The organism is Pseudomonas sp. IT-P74 (genome assembly GCF_949768175.1).
Lineage (GTDB): Bacteria > Pseudomonadota > Gammaproteobacteria > Pseudomonadales > Pseudomonadaceae > Aquipseudomonas.
Genome location: NZ_CATKQD010000005.1, coordinates 17,036 through 38,292, shown reverse-complemented (window position 1 = coordinate 38,292; position 21,257 = coordinate 17,036). Strand labels below are relative to the sequence as shown.

Genomic DNA, 21,257 nt, shown 5'->3' with positions numbered 1-21,257 from the left:
CCCGTGTCTGCAAAGCGTGTGTTAAACGGCAACCGCCGATTCTTCGAGGAAGTCCTGGGCGAAGCGTTGCAACACGCCGCCAGCCTCGTAGATAGACACTTCTTCAGCGGTGTCCAGGCGGCAGGTCACCGGCACATCGACGCGTTCGCCGTTCTTGCGATGGATCACCAGCGTCAGCTCGGCACGCGGGGTGCGGTCGCCAATCACGTCGTAGGTTTCGCTGCCGTCGATGGCCAGGGTGTGGCGGTTGGTGCCCGGCTTGAATTCCAGCGGCAACACGCCCATGCCCACCAGGTTGGTGCGGTGAATGCGCTCGAAACCTTCGGCTGCAATCGCTTCCACACCGGCCAGACGCACGCCCTTCGCCGCCCAGTCGCGGGACGAACCCTGACCGTAGTCTTGACCTGCGATGATGATCAGCGGCTGCTTGCGCTCCATGTAGGTCTCGATGGCTTCCCACATGCGCATCACTTTGCCTTCCGGCTCGACACGGGCCAGCGAACCCTGCTTGACCTTGCCGTTTTCCTGAACCATTTCGTTGAACAGTTTCGGGTTGGCGAAGGTCGCGCGCTGCGCGGTCAGGTGGTCACCACGGTGAGTCGCGTAAGAGTTGAAGTCCTCTTCCGGCAGGCCCATTTTCGCCAGGTATTCGCCGGCCGCGCTGTCGAGCATGATGGCGTTGGACGGCGACAGGTGATCGGTGGTGATGTTGTCCGGCAGTACCGCCAGAGGGCGCATGCCCTTGAGCGGACGAGCGCCGGCCAGCGCGCCTTCCCAGTACGGCGGACGACGGATGTAGGTGCTCATTTCGCGCCAGTCGTACAGCGGCGCGACTTTCGGGCCGGTGTCTTCGTGGATGGCGAACATCGGGATGTACACCTGGCGGAACTGCTCCGGCTTGACCGAAGCTTTCACCACGGCGTCGATTTCTTCGTCGCTCGGCCAGATGTCTTTAAGGCGGATTTCCTTGCCATCCACCACGCCCAGCACATCTTTTTCGATGTCGAAACGGATGGTGCCGGCGATGGCGTAAGCAACGACCAATGGCGGCGACGCGAGGAACGCCTGCTTGGCATACGGGTGAATCCGGCCGTCGAAGTTGCGGTTACCAGACAACACGGCAGTGGCGTACAGGTCGCGGTCGATGATCTCCTGCTGGATCACCGGGTCCAGTGCGCCGGACATGCCGTTGCAGGTGGTGCAGGCGAAGGCCACGACGCCGAAACCGAGCTGATCCAGCTCTTCGGTCAAACCGGCTTCATCGAGGTACAGCGCGACGGTTTTCGAGCCCGGTGCCAGGGACGACTTGACCCATGGTTTGCGGGTCAGGCCGAGCTTGTTGGCGTTGCGCGCCAGCAGGCCGGCGGCGATCACGTTGCGCGGGTTGCTGGTGTTGGTGCAGCTGGTGATGGCGGCGATGATCACCGCGCCGTCCGGCATTTGACCCGGCACATCGTCCCATTGGCCGGAGATGCCTTTGGCTGCCAGATCCGAAACCGCGACACGAGCGTGCGGGTTGCTCGGGCCAGCCATGTTGCGCACGACCGAAGACAGGTCGAAGGTCAGGCCACGTTCGTACTGTGCACCTTTGAGGCTGTCGGCCCACAGACCGGTCTGCTTGGCGTAGTTCTCAACCAGTTGCACCTGCTCGTCTTCACGGCCGGTGAGTTTGAGGTAGTCGATGGTCTGCTGGTCGATGTAGAACATCGCCGCCGTGGCGCCGTATTCCGGGGCCATGTTGGAGATGGTCGCGCGGTCGCCGAGGGTCAGCTTTGACGCGCCTTCGCCAAAGAACTCCAGCCACGCGCCAACGACTTTTTGCTGGCGCAGGAACTCGGTCAGCGCCAGCACCATGTCGGTGGCGGTGATGCCCGGTTGCAGCTTGCCTGTCAGTTCGACACCAACGCTTTCCGGCAGACGCATCCACGATGCGCGGCCAAGCATCACGCTTTCGGCTTCGAGACCACCGACACCGATGGCGATCACGCCCAACGCATCGACGTGCGGGGTGTGGCTGTCGGTGCCGACGCAGGTATCAGGGAACGCCACGCCGTCACGCACCTGGATCACCGGAGACATCTTCTCCAGGTTGATCTGGTGCATGATGCCGTTGCCCGGCGGGATCACGTCGACGTTCTTGAACGCCTTCTTGGTCCAGTTGATGAAGTGGAAACGGTCTTCGTTGCGACGGTCTTCAATGGCGCGGTTCTTCTCGAACGCCTCGGGATCGAAACCACCGCGCTCCACGGCCAGGGAGTGGTCGACGATCAGTTGGGTCGGCACCACCGGGTTGACTTGCGCAGGATCGCCGCCTTGCAGAGCGATGGCGTCACGCAGGCCGGCGAGGTCGACCAGCGCGGTCTGGCCGAGAATGTCGTGGCACACCACGCGAGCCGGGAACCACGGGAAGTCGAGGTCGCGCTTGCGCTCGATGAATTGCTTCAGGGATTCGGTGAGCGTGGCCGGGTCGCAGCGACGCACAAGGTTTTCCGCCAGCACACGGGAGGTGTACGGCAGGGTGTCGTAGGCGCCAGGCTGGATCGCCTCGACTGCCGCGCGGACATCGAAGTAATCCAGGTGGCTGCCAGGCAGCGATTTGCGGAATTCAGTGTTCATCGGTCAGGACTCGGTCACGGTAGTTACAAAAGGCGGGGCCTGGCACCGGGTTCGAAATCAACACGATCCACTGTAGGAGCGAGCAGGCTCGCTCCTACAGGGATCTGCGTTGAATTCAGATCCCTGCGTCAAACCTCCACCATTCAGCGTTGTTCGATGGGTACGAACTTGCGCTGTTCAACGCCGGTGTATTCAGCGCTTGGACGGATGATGCGGTTGTTGGCACGTTGTTCGTACACGTGGGCGGCCCAGCCGGTCAGGCGTGAGCAGACGAAGATCGGTGTGAACAACTTGGTCGGGATGCCCATGAAGTGGTACGCCGAGGCATGGTAGAAGTCGGCGTTAGGGAACAGTTTTTTCTGCTCCCACATGGTTTTGTCGATGGCTTCGGACACCGGGAACAACACCTTGTCGCCCACTTCGTCAGCGAGTTTTTTCGACCAGCCCTTGATCACCTCATTGCGCGGATCGTTGTCCTTATAGATCGCGTGACCGAAGCCCATGATCTTGTCTTTGCGCTCGAGCATGCCGAGGGTGCCCTTGATCGCGTCTTCCGGCGACGAGAAACGCTCGATCATTTCCATCGCCGCTTCGTTGGCGCCGCCGTGCAGCGGGCCGCGCAGCGAGCCGATGGCCGCGGTGATGCACGAATACAGGTCAGACAGGGTCGACGCGCAAACACGTGCGGTGAAGGTCGATGCGTTGAACTCGTGCTCTGCGTAGAGGATCAGCGAAACGTTCATCACCTTGACATGCAGCTCGCTCGGCTTCTTGCCGTGCAGCAGGTGCAGGAAGTGTCCACCGATAGACTGCTCGTCGCTCACGCAATCGATGCGCTTGCCTTCATGGCTGAAACGATACCAGTAGGTCATGATCGCCGGGAACGCGGCCAGCAGTCGGTCGGTCTTGTCGTGCTGCTCGGAGAAATTGTTCTCCGGCTCCAGGTTGCCCAGGAACGAGCAGCCCGTGCGCATCACGTCCATCGGGTGGGCGTCGGCGGGGATGCGTTCCAGCACTTCTTTCAGTGCTTGCGGCAGGTCGCGCAGCTTGCTCAGTTTGTCGATGTAGGCGTTCAGTTGCGCCTTGCTCGGCAGTTCGCCGTACAGCAGCAGGTAGGCCACTTCTTCGAACTGTGCGTCAGCCGCCAGTTCACGTACGTCATAACCACGGTAGGTCAGACCGGCACCCGACTGGCCCACGGTGGACAGTGCGGTTTGCCCGGCGACCTGGCCACGGAGCCCGGCGCCACTGAGTACTTTTGCTTCGGCCATTTTTTGTCTCCAATATTCTTTTTGTCAGAGAAACCTGTAGGAGCGAGCCTGCTCGCGAAGGTGGATGTAACACCTCGGTGCATCAGGGACACCACGTAATCGTTGACGTCCATCGCGAGCAGGCTCGCTCCTACATATAAAAAGTTCGATTATTTCTTGGCAGCGAACAACGCATCGAGCTTCTGCTCGAAGGTGTGGTAGTCGATGCGATCGTAAAGCTCCATGCGGGTCTGCATGGTGTCGATGACGTTTTGTTGAGTGCCGTCGCGACGGATCGCGGTGTAGACGTTTTCCGCGGCCTTGTTCATGGCACGGAACGCCGACAGCGGGTACAGCACCAGCGATACGTCGGCAGCAGCAAGCTGCTCGGTGGTGTACAGCGGCGTCGCGCCGAACTCGGTGATGTTGGCCAGGATCGGCGCTTTCACACGGCTGGCGAACAGCTTGTACATTTCAAGCTCGGTGATGGCTTCCGGGAACACCATGTCGGCGCCGGCCTCGATGCACGCAGCGGCGCGATCCAGGGCAGACTCCAGGCCTTCCACCGCCAGGGCGTCGGTACGGGCCATGATCACGAAGCTGTCATCGGTACGGGCATCGACGGCCGCCTTGATGCGATCGATCATTTCCTGCTGGGTCACGATTTCCTTGTTGGGACGGTGACCGCAGCGCTTGGCGCCGACCTGGTCTTCGATGTGAATCGCTGCGGCGCCAAACTTGATCATCGACTTGACGGTGCGAGCGACGTTGAACGCCGAGGAACCGAAACCGGTGTCCACGTCCACCAGCAGCGGCAGGTCGCAAACATCGGTGATACGGCGCACGTCGGTCAGCACGTCATCCAGGCCGGTGATGCCCAGGTCCGGTACGCCGAGGGAGCCTGCAGCCACCCCGCCACCCGACAGGTAGATCGCCTTGAAACCGGCGCGCTTGGCCAGCAGCGCGTGGTTGGCGTTGATCGCACCGACCACTTGCAGTGGATGTTCGCTGGCGACCGCATCGCGGAAACGCTGGCCTGGAGTGCTCTTGTTCAAACTCATGACTCACCTCGTTTGGCTGTCGGGTTAGCGCCGTCCTGGTAATGACGGGCGATGTTGCGTTTGGAGGCGCCGATGTGACGGCGCATCAACAACTCGGCCAGCTCACCGTCACGGTCGGCGATGGCATCGAGAATTCGGTGGTGCTCGGCAAACGCCTGGTGCGGGCGATTGGGCGTGGTGGAAAACTGGATGCGGTACATGCGCACCAGTTGATACAGCTCGCCGCAGAGCATTTGGGTCAGCGTGCGGTTACCGCTGCCCTGGATGATTCGGTAATGAAAGTCGAAATCGCCTTCCTGCTGGTAGTAGCCTCTCCCGGCCTGAAACGCTTCATCGCGCTCGTGGGTTTCCAGGACCCGACGCAGCTCGTCGATTTCTTCGAGGCTCATGCGCTCGGCGGCCAGTCGACAGGCCATGCCTTCCAGGGATTCGCGAATTTCGTATAGCTCAATCAGTTCGGCGTGGTTGAGCGACACCACCCGGGCGCCGACATGCGGTACGCGAACCAGCAGGCGCTGACCTTCCAGACGGTGGATGGCCTCGCGCAACGGGCCACGGCTGATGCCGTAGGTGCGCGCCAGTTCCGGCTCGGAGATTTTGCTGCCCGGCGCGATATCGCCTTTGACGATAGCCGCCTGAATGCGTCGGAAGACGTTCTCGGAAAGTGTCTCCGTATCGTCTTGCGTAGAAACCGGGGGATCGAGTTGATCCAGCATATTGTCGACACCTTGTAAGCCAATGCCGCAAAAACTAACGAATACAGGCGGCACAGTCAAAGGTTAAATCGATATTGTCGACAATCTTCTGATAACCGGTTGCACCATTACGAAGCAACCCCCTCTATTTATAGCCACCGGCCAGCGCTGGCGCCAACAGACCACCGTGCTAGAATGCCGCCCGCATTTGTTTGTCACATCTGCACTGCCTGTCATAAAAACCTGACAGGCATACGAGGGAGCTTGCGCAGCGATGCCAGGGCCTTGAATCAAGTCGGACCGCTGCGCACCAGGATTTATGAGACTCAAGCCCTTCCCCACCTTCCTTTATTTCTTTTGCCTGCCCGGCTTCGCAATGGCCGGGGAAAAGACCGTGTATGGCCTCAATGAGTACGCATCGCTCAATGGCATCGATCTGGAAGTGGCGGCCAAACTCGACACCGGGGCAAAAACCGCGTCCCTGAGTGCACGGGATATCAAACGTTTCAAACGCAACGGCGAGTCGTGGGTGCGCTTTTACCTGGCCATCGACACCGCCCATTCACACCCGATCGAACGCCCGCTGGCCCGCGTCAGCAAGATCAAGCGCCGGGCCGGCGACTACGACCCGGAGGAAGGCAAGAAGTACACCGCCCGCCCGGTGATCGAACTGGACATCTGCATGGGCTCGGCCCTGCGCAGCATCGAAGTGAACCTGACCGACCGCAGCGCTTTCCAATACCCGCTACTGATTGGCTCCGAAGCGCTCAAGCGCTTCGATGCACTGGTTGACCCCAGCCTTAAATATGCTGCCGGCAAACCTGCCTGCACCACCGACGCTCATACCGCCGAGTAATTCAAATGCGCTCTCTTACCCTTCACCTGAAACTGCTGATCGCCATCCTGGTGGTGCTGGGCATTTCAATTACGGCCTACCAGATCTTCGTACTGGGCATCCCGGTGACCGAAGACGCCACCGACGACCTGTGGAACATCGACGCCAAGGTCGAGTTCGTCGCCAGTGCCAAAGACCCGGTCAAGATCCAGATGTTCGTGCCTCCGCTGAGCCGCGACTTCGTCAGCCTCAACGAGAGCTTCATCTCCAATAACTACGGCGTGGCCGTGAACCGGGTCGACGGCAACCGCAAGGTCACCTGGTCGGCGCGCCGGGCCAAAGGCAATCAGACGCTGTACTACCGCCTGGTGCTGACCAAGCGTTATTCCGGCGAGAAAGCCAAGATCAAAGGCCCGACCTTTCGCGACAGCCTGACCATCGAAGGCCCGGAAAAAATCGCCGCCGAAGCCCTGCTTGCACCGATTCGCCAACACTCGGCCGACGTCGAAACCTTCGTCGGCGAAGCCATCAAGCGGGTCAACAACCTCAACGACGACAACGTGAAACTGCTGCTGGCCGGCGACCCATCCGCTGCGCACAAGGCGAAAATCGTCGAGTTGCTGCTGTCCATCGCCCACGTACCGATCGAGAAGGTCCACACCATCCGCCTGGTGGCCGACCAGCCGCAAATGCCGGAACTGTGGCTGCGCAGTTTCAATGGCAGCGACTGGCTGTACTTCAACCCGGAAACCGGTGAACAAGGCCTGCCGACCGACCGCCTGCTGTGGTGGACCGGCGACGAAAACCTGATCACCGTCGATGGCGGCAAGAAAGCCAACGTGACCTTCAGCCTGAACAACAGCGAAATGAACGCCATTCGCCTGGCCAAGCTGACCGACGAAAACACCGACGCCAACTTCCTCGAATACTCGCTGTATGGCCTGCCGCTGCAGACCCAGCAGACTTTCATGATCATGGTGATGATCCCGATCGGCGTGCTGGTGATCCTGATCCTGCGCAACCTGATCGGCATCCAGACCCTGGGCACCTTCACCCCGGTGCTGATCGCCCTGGCCTTCCGCGAAACCCAGCTCGGCTTCGGCATCATGCTGTTTACCATCATCACGGCGCTGGGCCTGTCGCTGCGTTCCTACCTTGAACACCTGAAACTGCAAATGCTGCCGAGGCTGTCGGTGGTGCTGACGTTCGTGGTGGTGTTGATTGCGGCGATCAGCCTGTTCAGCCATAAACTCGGCCTGGAACGCGGCTTGTCCGTCGCGCTGTTCCCGATGGTGATCCTGACCATGACCATCGAACGCCTGTCGATCACCTGGGAAGAGCGCGGCGGTGGCCATGCCATGAAAGTGGCCATCGGCACGCTGTTCGCCGCGTCCCTGGCGCACCTGATCATGACCGTGCCGGAACTGGTGTACTTCGTGTTCACTTTCCCGGCGATCCTGCTGATCCTGGTAGGTTTCATGCTGGCCATGGGGCGTTATCGCGGTTATCGCCTGACCGAACTGGTGCGCTTCAAGGCCTTCCTGAAAAAGGTTGACGCCTGATGTTCGGCCTCTGGAAGACCTGGAAGGCCCTGGAAGCCCGGGGCATCATGGGGATCAATCGGCGCAACGCAGACTACGTGCTCAAGTACAACAAGCGCAGCCTGTACCCGATCGTCGATGACAAGATCATCACCAAGGAGCGCGCCATCGCCGCCGGCATTCATGTACCGGAACTCTATGGGGTGATTTCCACCGAGAAGGAAATCGATAACCTCGAAGAGATCATCGGCGCACGCAATGACTTCGTGATCAAACCGGCCCAGGGCGCTGGCGGTGATGGCATCCTGGTCATTGCCGACCGCTTTGAAGGGCGTTATCGCACGGTGTCCGGCCGGATCATCAGCCATGAAGAAATCGAGCACCAGGTTTCCAGCATCCTGACCGGCCTGTACTCCCTGGGCGGTCACCGCGACCGGGCGCTGATCGAATACCGCGTGATTCCGGACCAGATCTTCAAGAGCATCAGTTACGAAGGCGTACCGGACATTCGCATCATTGTGTTGATGGGCTACCCGGTGATGGCCATGTTGCGCCTGCCGACGCGCCAGTCCAACGGCAAGGCCAACCTGCACCAGGGCGCCATCGGTGTCGGCGTGGACCTGGCCACCGGCCTGACCCTGCGCGGCACCTGGCTGAACAACATCATCAACAAACACCCGGACACCACCAACGCAGTGGATGGCGTGCAACTGCCCTACTGGGACGGTTTCATGAAGCTCGCCGCTGGCTGTCATGAGTTGTGCGGCTTGGGCTACATCGGTGTCGACATGGTCCTGGACCAGGAAAAAGGCCCGCTGATTCTGGAACTCAACGCCCGGCCCGGGCTGAATATCCAGATTGCCAATGACTGCGGCCTGACGTTGCGCACTCATGCGGTCGAGGCACGGCTGGAAGACCTGAAGACCCGTGGCGTGACCGAAACGGTCGAAGAGCGCGTGGCGTTTGTGCAGGAGTTGTTTGGGCATATTCCTGCGGTCGAGGGCTGATCCAGAACCGAGTCGCCTCTTTCGCGAGCAGGCTCGCTCCCACAAGAACGGCGCTGAACCCTGTGGGAGCGAGCCTGCTCGCGATGACTGACTTGTATGCACCCAAAGCCCCCCAGCCTTGCCCCAATCTTTCAATTTCCGACATCCCTCTAGGACCAAATCCTGCAGAGGACTACAATCGCCACCCCGCCTCGATGGCTGACTTCCCCCGCCCATGTTGATCTGCTCCGTACACCCGCTGCCCTATCGCGCCAACCCCGCCGAATATTTCGCGGCGATTCGCCATGCGCCCGGCGCCGTCCTGCTCGACAGTGGCCGCCCCAGCGCCGACCGCGGTCGCTATGACCTGCTCAGCGCCTGGCCATTGGAGCAATTGACGGTATCACCCGACGAAAGTGGCGACGCTTTCCTGCAACGCCTGCGCGACAACCTGACACGACTGGGCGAAGCCACTCTGCCGGCACCTTATGAGTTGCCGTTTGCCGGTGGGTTGATCGGCTATCTGAGTTACGACTTCGGCCGACATCTGGAGCGCCTGCCGAGCCAGGCCCGTGACGACCTCCATTTGCCCGACGCGCGTTTCGGCTTGTACGGCTGGGCATTGATCAGCGACCACCTGTCGCTGAGCAGTCAATTGGTGTTCCACCCGACCCTGCCCGACAGCGAGCGTCAGCGCCTGATCGAGCTGTTCAGCCAGCCTGCCCCGCAAGAGGTCGCGCCCTTCAAACTGCTCACTCCGATGACCGCCGACTTGAGCGCAGACGAGTATCAACAGGCCATCGAACGCATCCAGCAGTACATTCAGGCCGGCGACTGTTACCAGGTCAATTTCGCCCAACGGTTTCGCGCGCCTTGCCAGGGTGATTCGTGGGCCGCTTACTGTGCGCTGCGCGCAGCATGCCCAACGCCTTTTTCCGGTTTTCAGAGCTTGCCCGACGGCGACGCCGTACTCAGCCTGTCGCCGGAACGCTTCGTCAAAGTCAGCCAGGGTCATGTGGAAACCCGCCCGATCAAGGGCACCCGCCCGCGGGGGCTGACGCCAGAGCAAGACGCCGCGAACGCCGCCGAATTGCTGGCCAGCCCCAAGGACCGCGCGGAAAACCTGATGATTGTCGACCTGCTGCGCAATGACCTCGGTCGCACCTGCCGCACCGGTTCAGTACGGGTGCCGGAACTGTTCAGCCTGGAAAGCTATCCGAACGTGCACCACCTGGTGAGCAGCGTCACCGGTGAACTGGCGGATGAGCGCGATGCCCTGGACCTGATCGCCGGCAGCTTCCCTGGCGGCTCGATTACCGGCGCGCCAAAGATTCGCGCCATGCAGATCATCGACGAGCTGGAGCCGACCCGGCGCGGCCTGTATTGCGGTTCGTTACTGTACCTGGACGTACGCGGCGAGATGGACAGCTCCATCGCCATTCGCAGTTTGCTGGTCAAGGACGGGCAGGTGTGTTGCTGGGGCGGCGGCGGGATTGTCGCGGACTCGGAGTGGCAGGCCGAATTTCAGGAATCGATCACCAAGGTGAAGGTCTTGCTCGATACGCTGCAAAACCTGTAGGAGCGAGCCAGCTCGCGATGGTCGTCAACGATAACGCCGGAAACCTGACACCCCGCGGCGCTCTCAGGCTCATCGCGAGCAGGCTCGCTCCTACAAGGTCGAGGTTACAGGCTCAAAGTGCGGTTCGAAGCCTTGATGAACTCCTGCTTCAGCGCTTCAAACGTATGCACCGCCGGGAACTGCGGGAACTGCGCAATCACATTGTCCGGCGCATGGAACAGAATCCCGGCATCGGCTTCGCCCAACATCGTGGTGTCGTTGTAGGAATCCCCTGCCGCGATCACCCGGTAGTAGAGGCTCTTGAAGGCCAGGACCGACTGACGTTTTGGATCTTTCTGACGCAGTTGATAGTCAGTGACTCGCCCGGTGTCGTCAGTAATCAGGCGATGACAGAGCAAGGTCGGGAAGCCCAGCTGACGCATCAGCGGCTGGGAAAACTCATAGAAGGTGTCCGACAGGATCACCACCTGGAAGCGCTCGCGCAGCCAGTCGACGAACTCGATGGCGCCGTCCAGCGGCTTGAGCGTGGCGATCACCTCCTGAATGTCGGAGAGCTTCAGGCCGTGCTCGTCGAGGATCCGCAGGCGCTGCTTCATCAGCACGTCGTAGTCGGGAATGTCCCGGGTGGTGGCCCTGAGGGATTCGATCCCGGTTTTTTCGGCGAAGGCGATCCAGATTTCCGGAACCAGCACACCTTCAAGATCCAGACAGGCAATTTCCACAAGACACTCCCATTTGTATTGATTATTGAGTCGAGCGAGCAAAAAGACTGCCGAACTCTAGCGACTCGGGCCTGCCTGCGCAACGCAGAGGATGCCCCGGCCCGCGCAGCTTTTTGTTACCATCGACCCCATATAGAGCGCCCAGCGCCACCGACCTGTAGGAAGCCGCCCTGATGAGCCCAACGTTCGACGTCGTGGAACTCGCCACGACCTATGCCAACAAGTCCGCCCAGGACATTCTCAAACTCGCTTTTGCCGAGTTCGGCGATGACCTGTGGATATCTTTCAGCGGCGCCGAAGACGTAGTGCTGGTGGACATGGCCTGGAAGCTGAACAAGAACGTCAAGGTGTTCAGCCTCGACACCGGCCGCCTGCACCCCGAGACCTACCGCTTCATCGATCAGGTGCGCGAGCACTACAAGATCGACATCGAGCTGGTGTCGCCGGACCACACGAAACTTGAACCGTTCGTTAAGGAAAAAGGCCTGTTCAGTTTCTACAAGGACGGTCATGGCGAATGCTGCGGCATCCGCAAGATCGAACCGCTGCGCCGCAAGCTGTCAGGCGTGAAGGCCTGGGCCACCGGCCAGCGCCGGGACCAGAGCCCCGGCACCCGCAGCGCCGTCGCGGTGATGGAAATCGACACCGCGTTCTCCACCCCGGAACGCACCCTGTACAAGTTCAACCCGCTGGCACAAATGACCAGCGAAGAGATCTGGGGCTACATCCGCATGCTGGAGCTGCCGTACAACAGCCTGCACGAACGCGGTTTCATCAGCATCGGCTGCGAACCCTGCACCCGCCCGGTACTGCCGAACCAGCACGAGCGCGAAGGCCGCTGGTGGTGGGAAGAAGCGACGCAGAAGGAATGCGGGCTGCATGCGGGGAATATCATTAGCAAATCCAAAGCGTAAACCCACTGTAGGAGCGAGCCTGCTCGCGATGAACCCGAGAACGCAGCCGGGTATCAGGCACCCCGCGTTATCGTTGACGACCATCGCGAGCAGGCTCGCTCCTACAGTGTTATCTGCAGCTTCAAAAAATGTGTACACAGGAATGTCACCATCAGTGCCATTTATGTGTGCACTTTTTGTTTCCGCGCCCCCAAAAGTTACATCCCTCCGCTTGCCTGGCGCCGCCACTCCCTCCTGAATCCCCTCCGGAAAATAAATACCTGATCAAACAGTCAATTTATATTGATTGCTTTTCAGTAACTTGGCGAAAAGCCATAACAAAAAGAAATGAGCAATGCCTTTCATAGAACTTCCGACTGGCATGGATCTGGCTTAAGTGCATACATGTTTTGTATACAATAAAATCAAAACATACACACACTTTAGATCCGCAAGCCTGAAGCGCCCTATCCCGTACAGGCTGCAGATGCCCCGTAATCAATGATATTCGCCACCCGCGACGAAGATTTGTCGAGCCGACGCTCATGCACAGTCATCGCGGCGTCGAGCATCAGGAGCCTGCCGGAATGCGTACTAGTCTCTCCAATAACAACATCGCGCTGGATCTACCCTCCTCCCATTCCACCCACACCGCCGACAATCAGGCGCATCACGCCCCCGTGGTGCTCAGCCCCCGATTGCACAACAAGGACCTGGCGCCGACCAAGGCCGAAGGTCGGCGCTGGGGCCGCTACAGCATCTTTGCCCTGTGGACCAACGACGTGCACAACATTGCCAACTACTCGTTTGCCATCGGTCTGTACGCTTTGGGTCTGGGTGGCTGGCAGATTCTCCTGTCCCTGGGGATCGGCGCGGCGCTGGTTTACTTCTTCATGAACCTGTCTGGCTACATGGGCCAGAAAACCGGGGTGCCGTTTCCGGTCATCAGCCGGATCAGTTTCGGCATTCACGGTGCGCAAATTCCTGCGTTGATCCGCGCCGTTATCGCCATCGCCTGGTTCGGCATTCAGACGTACCTTGCGTCCGTGGTCTTTCGCGTGCTGTTGACGGCGGTCCATCCCGGCTTCGCCGACTACGACCACGACTCGATCCTCGGCCTGTCGACCCTGGGCTGGGTGTGTTTCGTCGCGATCTGGTTCGTGCAACTGGCGATCCTTGCCTATGGCATGGAGATGGTGCGGCGCTACGAGGCATTTGCCGGCCCGGTGATTCTGCTGACCGTTGCCGCCCTTGCCGCGTGGATGTACACCCAGGCCGATGCGACCATCGCCTGGTCGATCCGCGAACCGCTGACTGGCGGTGAGATGTGGCGCAACATCTTTGCCGGTGGCGCGTTGTGGCTGGCGATCTACGGCACCTTGATCCTCAACTTCTGCGACTTCGCCCGCTCTTCGCCGTGCCGCAAGACCATCAAGGTCGGAAATTTCTGGGGCTTGCCGGTGAATATCCTGGTGTTCGCCAGCATCACCGTCCTGCTGTGCGGCGCGCAATTTCAGATCAATGGCCGGATCATCGAAAGCCCGACCGAAATCATCGCCTCGATCCCCAATACCTTCTTCCTGGTGCTCGGCTGCCTGGCGTTCCTGATCGTCACCGTGGCAGTGAACATCATGGCCAACTTCGTCGCCCCGGCGTTCGTGCTCAGCAACCTGGCGCCCAAGTACCTGACCTTCCGCCGCGCCGGGCTGATCAGCGCGACCATCGCCGTGCTGATCCTGCCGTGGAACCTCTACAACAGCCCGCTGGTGATCGTGTATTTCCTGTCCGGCCTCGGTGCCCTGCTCGGCCCGTTGTACGGGGTGATCATGGTCGACTACTGGCTGGTGCGAAAAGGCCGGGTCAACGTGCCGCAGTTGTACAGCGAAGACCCGAACGGCGCGTATTACTACAGCCGCGGGGTCAATTTGCGCGCCGTGGCGGCGTTCATTCCCGCCGCCCTCATCGCCATTGTCCTGGCCCTGGTGCCGGGTTTCCACAGCGTATCGCCGTTCTCCTGGCTGATGGGTGCCGGCATCGCCGGGATGCTCTACCTGATCATCGCCAAGCGCCAACCGCTCTACACCGATGTCAGCGGCGAAGCCATCGCGGTCGACAACGTCAGCCATTGATCCTGTCGCGGCCCGGCGATACCGGGTCGCAGAACCAACTGCAATAAGGACTCCCCATGCGCATTCTCGTGGTCAACGTCAACACCACCGAATCCATCACCCAGGCCATCGCCCGCTCGGCGCAGGCCGTCGCATCGCCCGGCACGGAAATCGTCGGCCTCACCCCGTACTTCGGCGCCGACTCCATCGAAGGCAATTTCGAAAGTTACCTGGCGGCCATCGCGGTCATGGACCGGGTGATGTCCTACGACCAGCCGTTCGACGCCGTGATCCAGGCCGGCTACGGCGAACACGGCCGTGAAGGCTTGCAGGAACTGCTCAATGTGCCGGTGGTGGACATCACCGATGCCGCCGCCAGCACGGCAATGTTTCTCGGTCACGCCTATTCCGTGGTCACCACCCTCGACCGCACCGTGCCGCTGATCGAAGATCGCCTCAAGCTCTCCGGCCTCTGGGACCGTTGCGCCTCGGTACGGGCCAGTGGTTTGGCCGTGCTGGAACTGGAACACGAACCGCAGCGCGCACTGGAGGCCATCGTGCATCAGGCCGAACTGGCGGTGACCCGGGACAAGGCCGAAGTGATTTGCCTGGGCTGCGGCGGCATGGCTGGGCTGGACGAGCAGATTCGCCGGCGTACCGGGGTACCGGTGGTGGACGGCGTGACGGCGGCAGTGACCATTGCCGAATCATTGGTGCGACTGGGGCTGTCGACATCGAAAGTGCGGACCTATGCGACGCCGCGGCCGAAAAACATCATTGGCTGGCCGGGGCGGTTTGCCCGGTAGACCGCGTTATCGCTCATCGCGAGCAGGCTCGCTCCCACAGGGGATTTGCTTGCGTCGCAGATCCAGTGTGGGAGCGAGCCTGCTCGCGATGGCCGCACCCCGGTTTCAAGACTTGCTCAAACAGCACTAAACCTCTGCCCCAACCCCCGCTCGGCAAACTGCTCAATGACGAATTCCACAAACGCCCGGGTCTTGCCAGGCAGCAGTTTGTGTTCGGCGTAATAGATGGAAATATTGCCATCGTCGACATACCAGTCCGGCAACACCCTCTGCAACGTCCCCGCCTCCAGATAGCCCACGGCAAACGGCATGCTCACCAGCGCAATGCCCAGGCCCTGGGTGGCCGTGGCGCAAGCGGCCTCCGAGTCGCTCAGGGTCATCCGCGTCTTGAGGGCCAACGAACTGTGTTGCTGGGTGCGACTGGTCAATTGCCAGGAGCGCACGCGACCGGTCTGCGGCGAGCGAATGAGGATGCCGTCGTGCTGCTTGAGATCATCGGGCTCGAGGATCGCTTCGTGCGCCGCCAGGTAACCCGCGGAGGCTACCAACACGCGATGGGCTGGCGTCAGCTTGCGTGCCACCACCCCTTGAGGCAGTTCGAATCCGCCACCGATCGCGGCATCGAAACCCTGGCCGATCAGGTCGACCTGACGGTTGTCGAAATGCCAGTCCGGATTGATCGCCGGAAAACGCCGCAAGAACTCCCCGAGCAGCGGCACGATATACAAGCGTCCGAACACCGTGCCCATGCTGACCTTCAAGGTGCCTGCCGGGCGTCCCTCGGCGCTGGCGAGATTAGCCACGGCATTCTGGATGGTGTGCAGACTGGCACTGACTTCACCAAGGAAAAGTTGACCGGCCTCCGTCAGGGTCAGGCTGCGAGTGCTGCGCTGGAACAATCTGACGCCCAGGCGCGCCTCGAGTTTGGCAACGCTCTTGCCCACCGCCGCCGGTGTCAGGCTCAAGCGACGCGCCGCTTCGGCAAAGCTGCCGACCTCGGCACTGCGCACAAAGCATTCGATACTGCTGAAGGTTTCCATAGGCGCCACTATAAACTTTTGGTTTACACAGACTATCGCAATTATGGTCTACACAGCAGGTAATCCTGAATCGATACTAGGCTCCATCAACCGGGACATCTCGCCTCGGGACTTGGAGATCGACATGACTACTCAGAACCTCAGCGGCAAAGTGGCATTGATTCAAGGTGGTTCCCGCGGTATCGGCGCCGCCATCGTCAAGCGCTTGGCCGCTGAAGGCGCGACCGTTGCCTTCACTTACGTCAGCTCCACGGCCAAGGCCGAAGAACTGCAAGACAGCATCATCGCCAAGGGCGGCAAGGCCCTGGCCATCAAGGCCGACAGCGCCGACGCCGACGCCATCCGCGGTGCCGTGTCCACCACGGTAGAAGCCTTCGGTCGCCTGGATATCCTGGTCAATAATGCCGGCGTACTGGCGGTCGCACCGCTGGCCGAGTTCAAACTCGAAGACTTCGACCAGACCCTGGCCATCAACGTGCGCAGCGTGTTCATCGCCACCCAGGCCGCCGCCAGGCACATGACCGAAGGCGGTCGCATCATCAACATCGGCAGCACCAATGCCGACCGCATGCCCTTCGCCGGTGGCGGCCCGTACGCCATGAGCAAGTCGGCGCTGGTCGGCCTGACCAAAGGCCTGGCCCGTGATCTCGGCCCGCAAGGCATCACTATCAATAACGTGCAACCGGGCCCGGTCGACACCGACATGAACCCGGCCCACGGTGACTTTGCGGAAAGCCTGATCCCGTTGATGGCCGTGGGCCGTTACGGCAAGGCCGAAGAGATCGCCAGTTTCGTCGCCTACCTCGTCAGCCCTGAAGCGGGCTACATCACTGGAGCCAGCCTGACCATCGACGGTGGTTTCGGCGCCTGATTCGTATCTGCCAACTGCAATAACTGTGGGAGCGAGCCTGCTCGCGAAGAGGGAGTATCAGACACCTTGATGTTGTCTGAAACACCGCCTTCGCGAGCAGGCTCGCTCCCACATTGGCCAGAGTCGAGCCGTCTTTTGGCTAGGTCCACTCAAGCGCCGGCAAACCAAAAGCACTCGGCACAAACGCCCTCAGCGTACGAAGAATGCCATCGGCATGTGCGTACCTGGCGTCGGCCATTGCCGCATCCGGAATTGCAATCGCCGTCATCCCCGCCGCTTTCGCCGCGGTGACACCGAAAGGCGAATCCTCGAACACCAGGCAATCTTCGGGTGCAACACCCAGGCGCCGCGCCGCCGTCAGGAAAATATCCGGTGCCGGTTTGGCCGCGCCCACCTCGGGGTCATCGGCGGTGACGATGAAGTCGAACAGGGCGAACCAGTCGCGGTGCAAGGTGGTTTTCTGGCCGAACGACTGACTCGACGAACTGGTGCCCACGGCAATGGGAATGTTGTTGGCCTTCAGATGCCGTACCAGTTCCTGTGCGCCGGGCATTGCCTGTGCTGTAGGAAAACGCTCGCGCATCAGCGGCTCGCGGATCACCAGAAATTCTTGCGCCGTAATCGGCAAGTCCAGCGCTTCAACCACATAGCGCGCCAGATCGCCTGCGCCCCGGCCAATGATGTTCTGTTTGATGCTCCAGTCGAACGTCCGGCCGTAACGCGCGGCGATGATGGACGTGACTTCGGTGTAAATGCCCTCTGTATCCAGCAACAAGCCGTCCATATCGAAAATCACGGCCTTGATCGGGCCGATTGCTTTCAGTGGTGCATTCATCGCATCTGATCCGTTTTCTAAGTCATCCCGGGCAGCTCAGGTACGGCCGATGCCCCATGGATTAAAGGATTCAGCAGCATAGCGAGCGCCACCGGTCCAGAGCAATGATCAAATCCCAATCGACGCCGAATGGCCCTCCGCGATTTAGCGAATCGCCCTACAGCAAGCGCCACCTTTCCCGACTTCTTTCCTCGCTGATCCCCCGCAGAGTTTCGCGCTCCATACTCCGCCAAGCGAAAGACAGCAGATGTTCGATCCCCAAGAGGTATTGGCATGCCCCGCCAGCGGTCCCCTGACACTTCGCTCCGGTAGGCAGGAACGCCGCGAGGACGCCTCCAGGCAAGCGAAAAACCCCAACGACGACAGCGCCGACACCGTCGAGCGAACCGCCACCCACAACGGCCCGGTGTCGATGGTTACCGGCGAAGGATTGCTGTCCCTCACCGACGGCACCCTCGACGGGATCCTGCCCTTCGATTTCACCCGCCTCTATCGCACCAGTGCCGTTGAAATCGACAGCGGCCTCGGTTTTGGCTGGAGCCATTCACTGTCCCAGCACCTGGAACTCCACGGCGATAAGGTACTGTGGATCGACCCCGAAAACCGCCGCACACCCTTTCCCCGCCCGACGGCGACGCGGCCGGTGCTCCACAACAGCCTGTCGCGGGCGGCGATTTACCTCGGCGAGAAGCCGGACGAACTGATCCTTTCCCCGGCCGGCGACCGCGCGCGGTTCTACCACTTTCATGACGGCCGGCTCAGCGCGATCAGCGACGCCTACGGCAACCGCCTGACAGTAGAGCGGGACCGCTGTGACCGGATCCAACGCCTGGACAACGGCGCCGACCGCGCCTTATTGCTGCGTTACGACCTCAAGCACCTGGTGGCCGTCGACTATCAGGTGTTTCAGCGCGGCGATCCCGAGACGAACACCTGGCGCACCGAACAGACACTGGTCAGCTACCGCTACGACGCCCGCCAGCGCTTGATCGAGGCAACCAACGCCGCGGGTGAAAGCGAGCGCTATGACTACGACGAGCAGCACGTCATCCTGCAACGGCAACTGGCTGGTGGCGCGAGTTTTTTCTGGGCGTGGGAACGCTCCGGCAAGGCAGCCCGCTGCATCCATCATTGGGCCTCGTTTACCCAAATGGAGGCGCGTTACGCCTACGACGATCAAGGCCGCCTGATCGCTGAGCAGGACGCCCTCGGCGCCGTCACCGGATACCAATATGACAAAGTCGGTCGGCTGGTTACGCTGCTTGCGCAGAATGAGGCGCCCACGTCCTGCGAGTATCGTCACGGCGTCCTGCACACCCACACGCGGGGTCAGGAGACGTGGACCTGTCAGCGCAATCTCCAGGGCGATATCACTGCCGTTACTGATTCGGACGGACAGATCACCCGCTATGTCTACGACCCGCAGGGGCGCTTGCTGACAATCCGATTCCCCGACCAGAGCAGTCACCGGTTTGTCTCGAACGCCTTGGGGCAACTGTTGGAGGAGACTTTGCCGGACGGTACCCAGCGCACTTTTTCCTACGATGTGCTGGGCCGGCGGATTACCGGGCAGGACGAACACGGTGCGGTCACCAGCTATGAGTGGGACGCCGTGGGTCGACTGACACGGACCACACTGCCCACCGGTGCCTGCCGTGCCTGTCGCTACAACGCCTACGGCCAGGTCACCGCCGAAACCGACGAACTGGGACGGGTAACCCGTTACGAATACGCCGACGACCTGCACTTGGTCAGCCGTCGGATCAACCCCGACGGCAGCGCACTGAAGTACGGCTACGATCATGCGCAGCTATTGCTCACCGAGATCGAAAACGAGGTCGGCGACACCTATCGGCTGGACTACACGCCAGGCGGATTGATCCGACAGGAAACCGGCTTCGATGGCCGTCGTACCACTTATGCGTATGACGGTAATGGTCAGTTGCTGGAGAAAACCGAGTTCGGCGACGACGGTTCGCAACTCGTCACGCAGTACCAACGCGACAGTGCCGGGCGCCTATTGCTCAAGACCCTGCCCGACGGGATCAAGGTCGAGTACCACTACGACAACTTCGGGCGACTGGTCCGCGTCGATGACGGTCAGGACCATCCGCTGGCGTTCGAATACGACTGCCAGGGCCGGCTGATCACCGAGCATCAGGGCCGGGTCACCCTGCGTTACGTCTACGATGCCTGCGGTCGGCTCAAGCGACTGCGCCTGCCGGACGACTGTGTCCTTGTCTACCACCATGCCAAGGGCGGCGTCCTCACTGCCATCGATCTCAATGGCACGCGCCTGACCAGCCACCGTTTTGTCGGCGGGCGCGAACAGCAACGCCAACAGGGCCTGCTGCTCAGCGATTACGCCTACGACGAGCAAGGCCGTTTGCAGGCCCATGCCGTCAGCCAAAAGCAACGACCGCTGTACAGCCGCGAGTATGCCTACAGCGCCAAGGGCAATCTCCTGCAGATTGCCGACAGCCGTCGGGGCCAACGCCACTATCAATACGATGCACTCGATCGCCTGACCGGCGCACACCACGCCCGCGACCCGTTCGCGGAGAGCTTCACCCATGACCCGGCCGGCAACCTGCAGATCCACGGCCGTCCGAGCCCGTTCGTGCACCAGGGCAACCGCCTGCGCCGCCATTGCAACAGCCACTACGTCTACGACGTCTTCGGCAACCTGATCCGAGAACACCGCGGTATGCCGCCTCAGGTCACCCAATACACTTACGACAGCCAGCACCGCCTGATCAGTATCAGCACCCCGGACGGTAAAGGTGTCAGCTACCGCTACGACGCCTTCGGCCGGCGCATCCGCAAAACCGTCGACGGCCAGACCACGCAATTCTTCTGGCAAGGCGACCGGCTCATCGCGGAAAGCGCTCCCCGACACTACCGCAGTTACATTTACGAACCCGGCAGCTTCCGCCCGCTGGCGCTGCTCGACGGCAAGGGCCGGGCAGACGTCCGCCCGTTCTACTACCAACTCGACCATCTCGGCACCCCGCAGGAACTGACCAGCTACAGTGGTGCCATCGTCTGGTCGGCGAAATACTCCGCCTACGGCAAACTCCGCGAACTGAGCCAGGGCGCCGGCGAACGATTCGAACAGCCGCTACGGTTCCAGGGGCAATACTTCGACGCCGAGAGCGGCCTGCACTACAACCGCCATCGCTACTACCATCCCGACATCGGTCGCTATCTGACACCGGATCCGGTCAAGCTGGCCGGTGGGTTGAACCCGTATCGGTACACCCGGAACCCGACAGGGTGGGTGAATCCATTGGGGTTGGACGGGAATTGCCCGCAGGCGAACAAGCCGGAATGCTCGGCTCCATTTGGGGAAGGAGGGGCAAAGGTTGATGTGGGGGAGCCTGGTGTGCCCTCTCCAACCTTCGAATAAATACGCGTAT

General features: G+C 61.0%; 16 protein-coding genes. 9 read left to right on the top strand and 7 right to left on the bottom strand.

The window, feature by feature from the left end; translation table 11 throughout:
* Positions 1 to 21: 21 nt before the first annotated feature.
* From acnD to ACM6J5_RS04790, 4 genes are all read right to left on the bottom strand, one after another.
* Positions 22 to 2,616, bottom strand: a complete 2,595-nt coding sequence (acnD, locus tag ACM6J5_RS04805; RefSeq protein WP_095945172.1) for a Fe/S-dependent 2-methylisocitrate dehydratase AcnD — start codon at positions 2,614 to 2,616, stop codon at positions 22 to 24.
* 143 nt (positions 2,617 to 2,759) lie between these two features.
* Positions 2,760 to 3,887, bottom strand: a complete 1,128-nt coding sequence (prpC, locus tag ACM6J5_RS04800; protein WP_150671843.1) for a 2-methylcitrate synthase — start codon at positions 3,885 to 3,887, stop codon at positions 2,760 to 2,762.
* Between the two features lie 149 nt (positions 3,888 to 4,036).
* The gene (prpB, locus tag ACM6J5_RS04795; protein ID WP_095945174.1) at positions 4,037 to 4,927 is read right to left on the bottom strand and encodes a methylisocitrate lyase; all 891 of its coding nucleotides are present in this window, start codon (positions 4,925 to 4,927) and stop codon (positions 4,037 to 4,039) included.
* Complete coding sequence (locus ACM6J5_RS04790; protein WP_008048579.1) at positions 4,924 to 5,643, bottom strand: GntR family transcriptional regulator; 720 nt, start codon at positions 5,641 to 5,643, stop codon at positions 4,924 to 4,926. The genes prpB and ACM6J5_RS04790 overlap by 4 nt, the downstream gene beginning before the upstream one ends.
* Positions 5,644 to 5,941: 298 nt before the next feature.
* Between ACM6J5_RS04790 and ACM6J5_RS04785 the strand changes: the two genes are divergently transcribed.
* From ACM6J5_RS04785 to pabB, 4 genes are all read left to right on the top strand, one after another.
* Positions 5,942 to 6,478, top strand: coding sequence for an ATP-dependent zinc protease (locus ACM6J5_RS04785; RefSeq protein ID WP_414927923.1), 537 nt, complete (start codon positions 5,942 to 5,944; stop codon positions 6,476 to 6,478).
* Between the two features lie 5 nt (positions 6,479 to 6,483).
* Complete coding sequence (locus ACM6J5_RS04780) at positions 6,484 to 8,019, top strand: inactive transglutaminase family protein (RefSeq protein WP_414927922.1); 1,536 nt, start codon at positions 6,484 to 6,486, stop codon at positions 8,017 to 8,019.
* Complete coding sequence (locus ACM6J5_RS04775) at positions 8,019 to 9,005, top strand: alpha-L-glutamate ligase-like protein (protein WP_095945177.1); 987 nt, start codon at positions 8,019 to 8,021, stop codon at positions 9,003 to 9,005. Before ACM6J5_RS04780 ends, ACM6J5_RS04775 begins: the two co-directional genes overlap by 1 nt.
* Positions 9,006 to 9,219: 214 nt before the next feature.
* A complete protein-coding gene (gene pabB / locus ACM6J5_RS04770) occupies positions 9,220 to 10,563 on the top strand; it encodes an aminodeoxychorismate synthase component I (RefSeq protein ID WP_414927921.1) in 1,344 nt (447 codons plus the stop codon).
* A gap of 104 nt (positions 10,564 to 10,667) precedes the next feature.
* On the opposite strand, the gene thrH is transcribed toward pabB, so the two are convergent.
* Positions 10,668 to 11,285 carry a bifunctional phosphoserine phosphatase/homoserine phosphotransferase ThrH gene (gene thrH / locus ACM6J5_RS04765; RefSeq protein WP_057715714.1) on the bottom strand — a complete coding sequence of 206 codons (618 nt, stop codon included), beginning with the start codon at positions 11,283 to 11,285 and terminating at the stop codon, positions 10,668 to 10,670.
* Between the two features lie 173 nt (positions 11,286 to 11,458).
* Here thrH and ACM6J5_RS04760 point away from each other — a divergent pair, with 173 nt between their 5' ends.
* The 3 genes from ACM6J5_RS04760 to ACM6J5_RS04750 all read left to right on the top strand — a co-directional run bounded on the left by ACM6J5_RS04760 (position 11,459) and on the right by ACM6J5_RS04750 (position 15,092).
* Positions 11,459 to 12,199, top strand: coding sequence for a phosphoadenylyl-sulfate reductase (locus ACM6J5_RS04760; protein WP_095945179.1), 741 nt, complete (start codon positions 11,459 to 11,461; stop codon positions 12,197 to 12,199).
* A gap of 566 nt (positions 12,200 to 12,765) precedes the next feature.
* Complete coding sequence (locus ACM6J5_RS04755) at positions 12,766 to 14,307, top strand: NCS1 family nucleobase:cation symporter-1 (protein WP_095945180.1); 1,542 nt, start codon at positions 12,766 to 12,768, stop codon at positions 14,305 to 14,307.
* Positions 14,308 to 14,363: 56 nt separating this feature from the next.
* Entirely contained in the window at positions 14,364 to 15,092 is a 729-nt protein-coding gene (locus tag ACM6J5_RS04750; protein ID WP_095945181.1) for an aspartate/glutamate racemase family protein, read from the top strand.
* A 116-nt stretch (positions 15,093 to 15,208) separates the two neighbouring features.
* On the opposite strand, the gene ACM6J5_RS04745 is transcribed toward ACM6J5_RS04750, so the two are convergent.
* On the bottom strand, positions 15,209 to 16,132 hold the full coding sequence (locus tag ACM6J5_RS04745; RefSeq protein WP_095945182.1) for a LysR family transcriptional regulator: 924 nt from the start codon (positions 16,130 to 16,132) through the stop codon (positions 15,209 to 15,211).
* Positions 16,133 to 16,256: 124 nt separating this feature from the next.
* On the opposite strand from ACM6J5_RS04745, the gene ACM6J5_RS04740 reads away from it, so the two are divergent.
* A complete protein-coding gene (locus tag ACM6J5_RS04740) occupies positions 16,257 to 17,003 on the top strand; it encodes a 3-oxoacyl-ACP reductase family protein (protein ID WP_095945183.1) in 747 nt (248 codons plus the stop codon).
* Between the two features lie 139 nt (positions 17,004 to 17,142).
* Here ACM6J5_RS04740 and ACM6J5_RS04735 read toward each other — a convergent pair whose 3' ends face one another.
* A complete protein-coding gene (locus ACM6J5_RS04735; protein ID WP_414927920.1) occupies positions 17,143 to 17,838 on the bottom strand; it encodes an HAD-IA family hydrolase in 696 nt (231 codons plus the stop codon).
* A 412-nt stretch (positions 17,839 to 18,250) separates the two neighbouring features.
* On the opposite strand from ACM6J5_RS04735, the gene ACM6J5_RS04730 reads away from it, so the two are divergent.
* On the top strand, positions 18,251 to 21,247 hold the full coding sequence (locus ACM6J5_RS04730; RefSeq protein ID WP_414927980.1) for an RHS repeat-associated core domain-containing protein: 2,997 nt from the start codon (positions 18,251 to 18,253) through the stop codon (positions 21,245 to 21,247).
* Positions 21,248 to 21,257 lie beyond the last annotated feature (10 nt).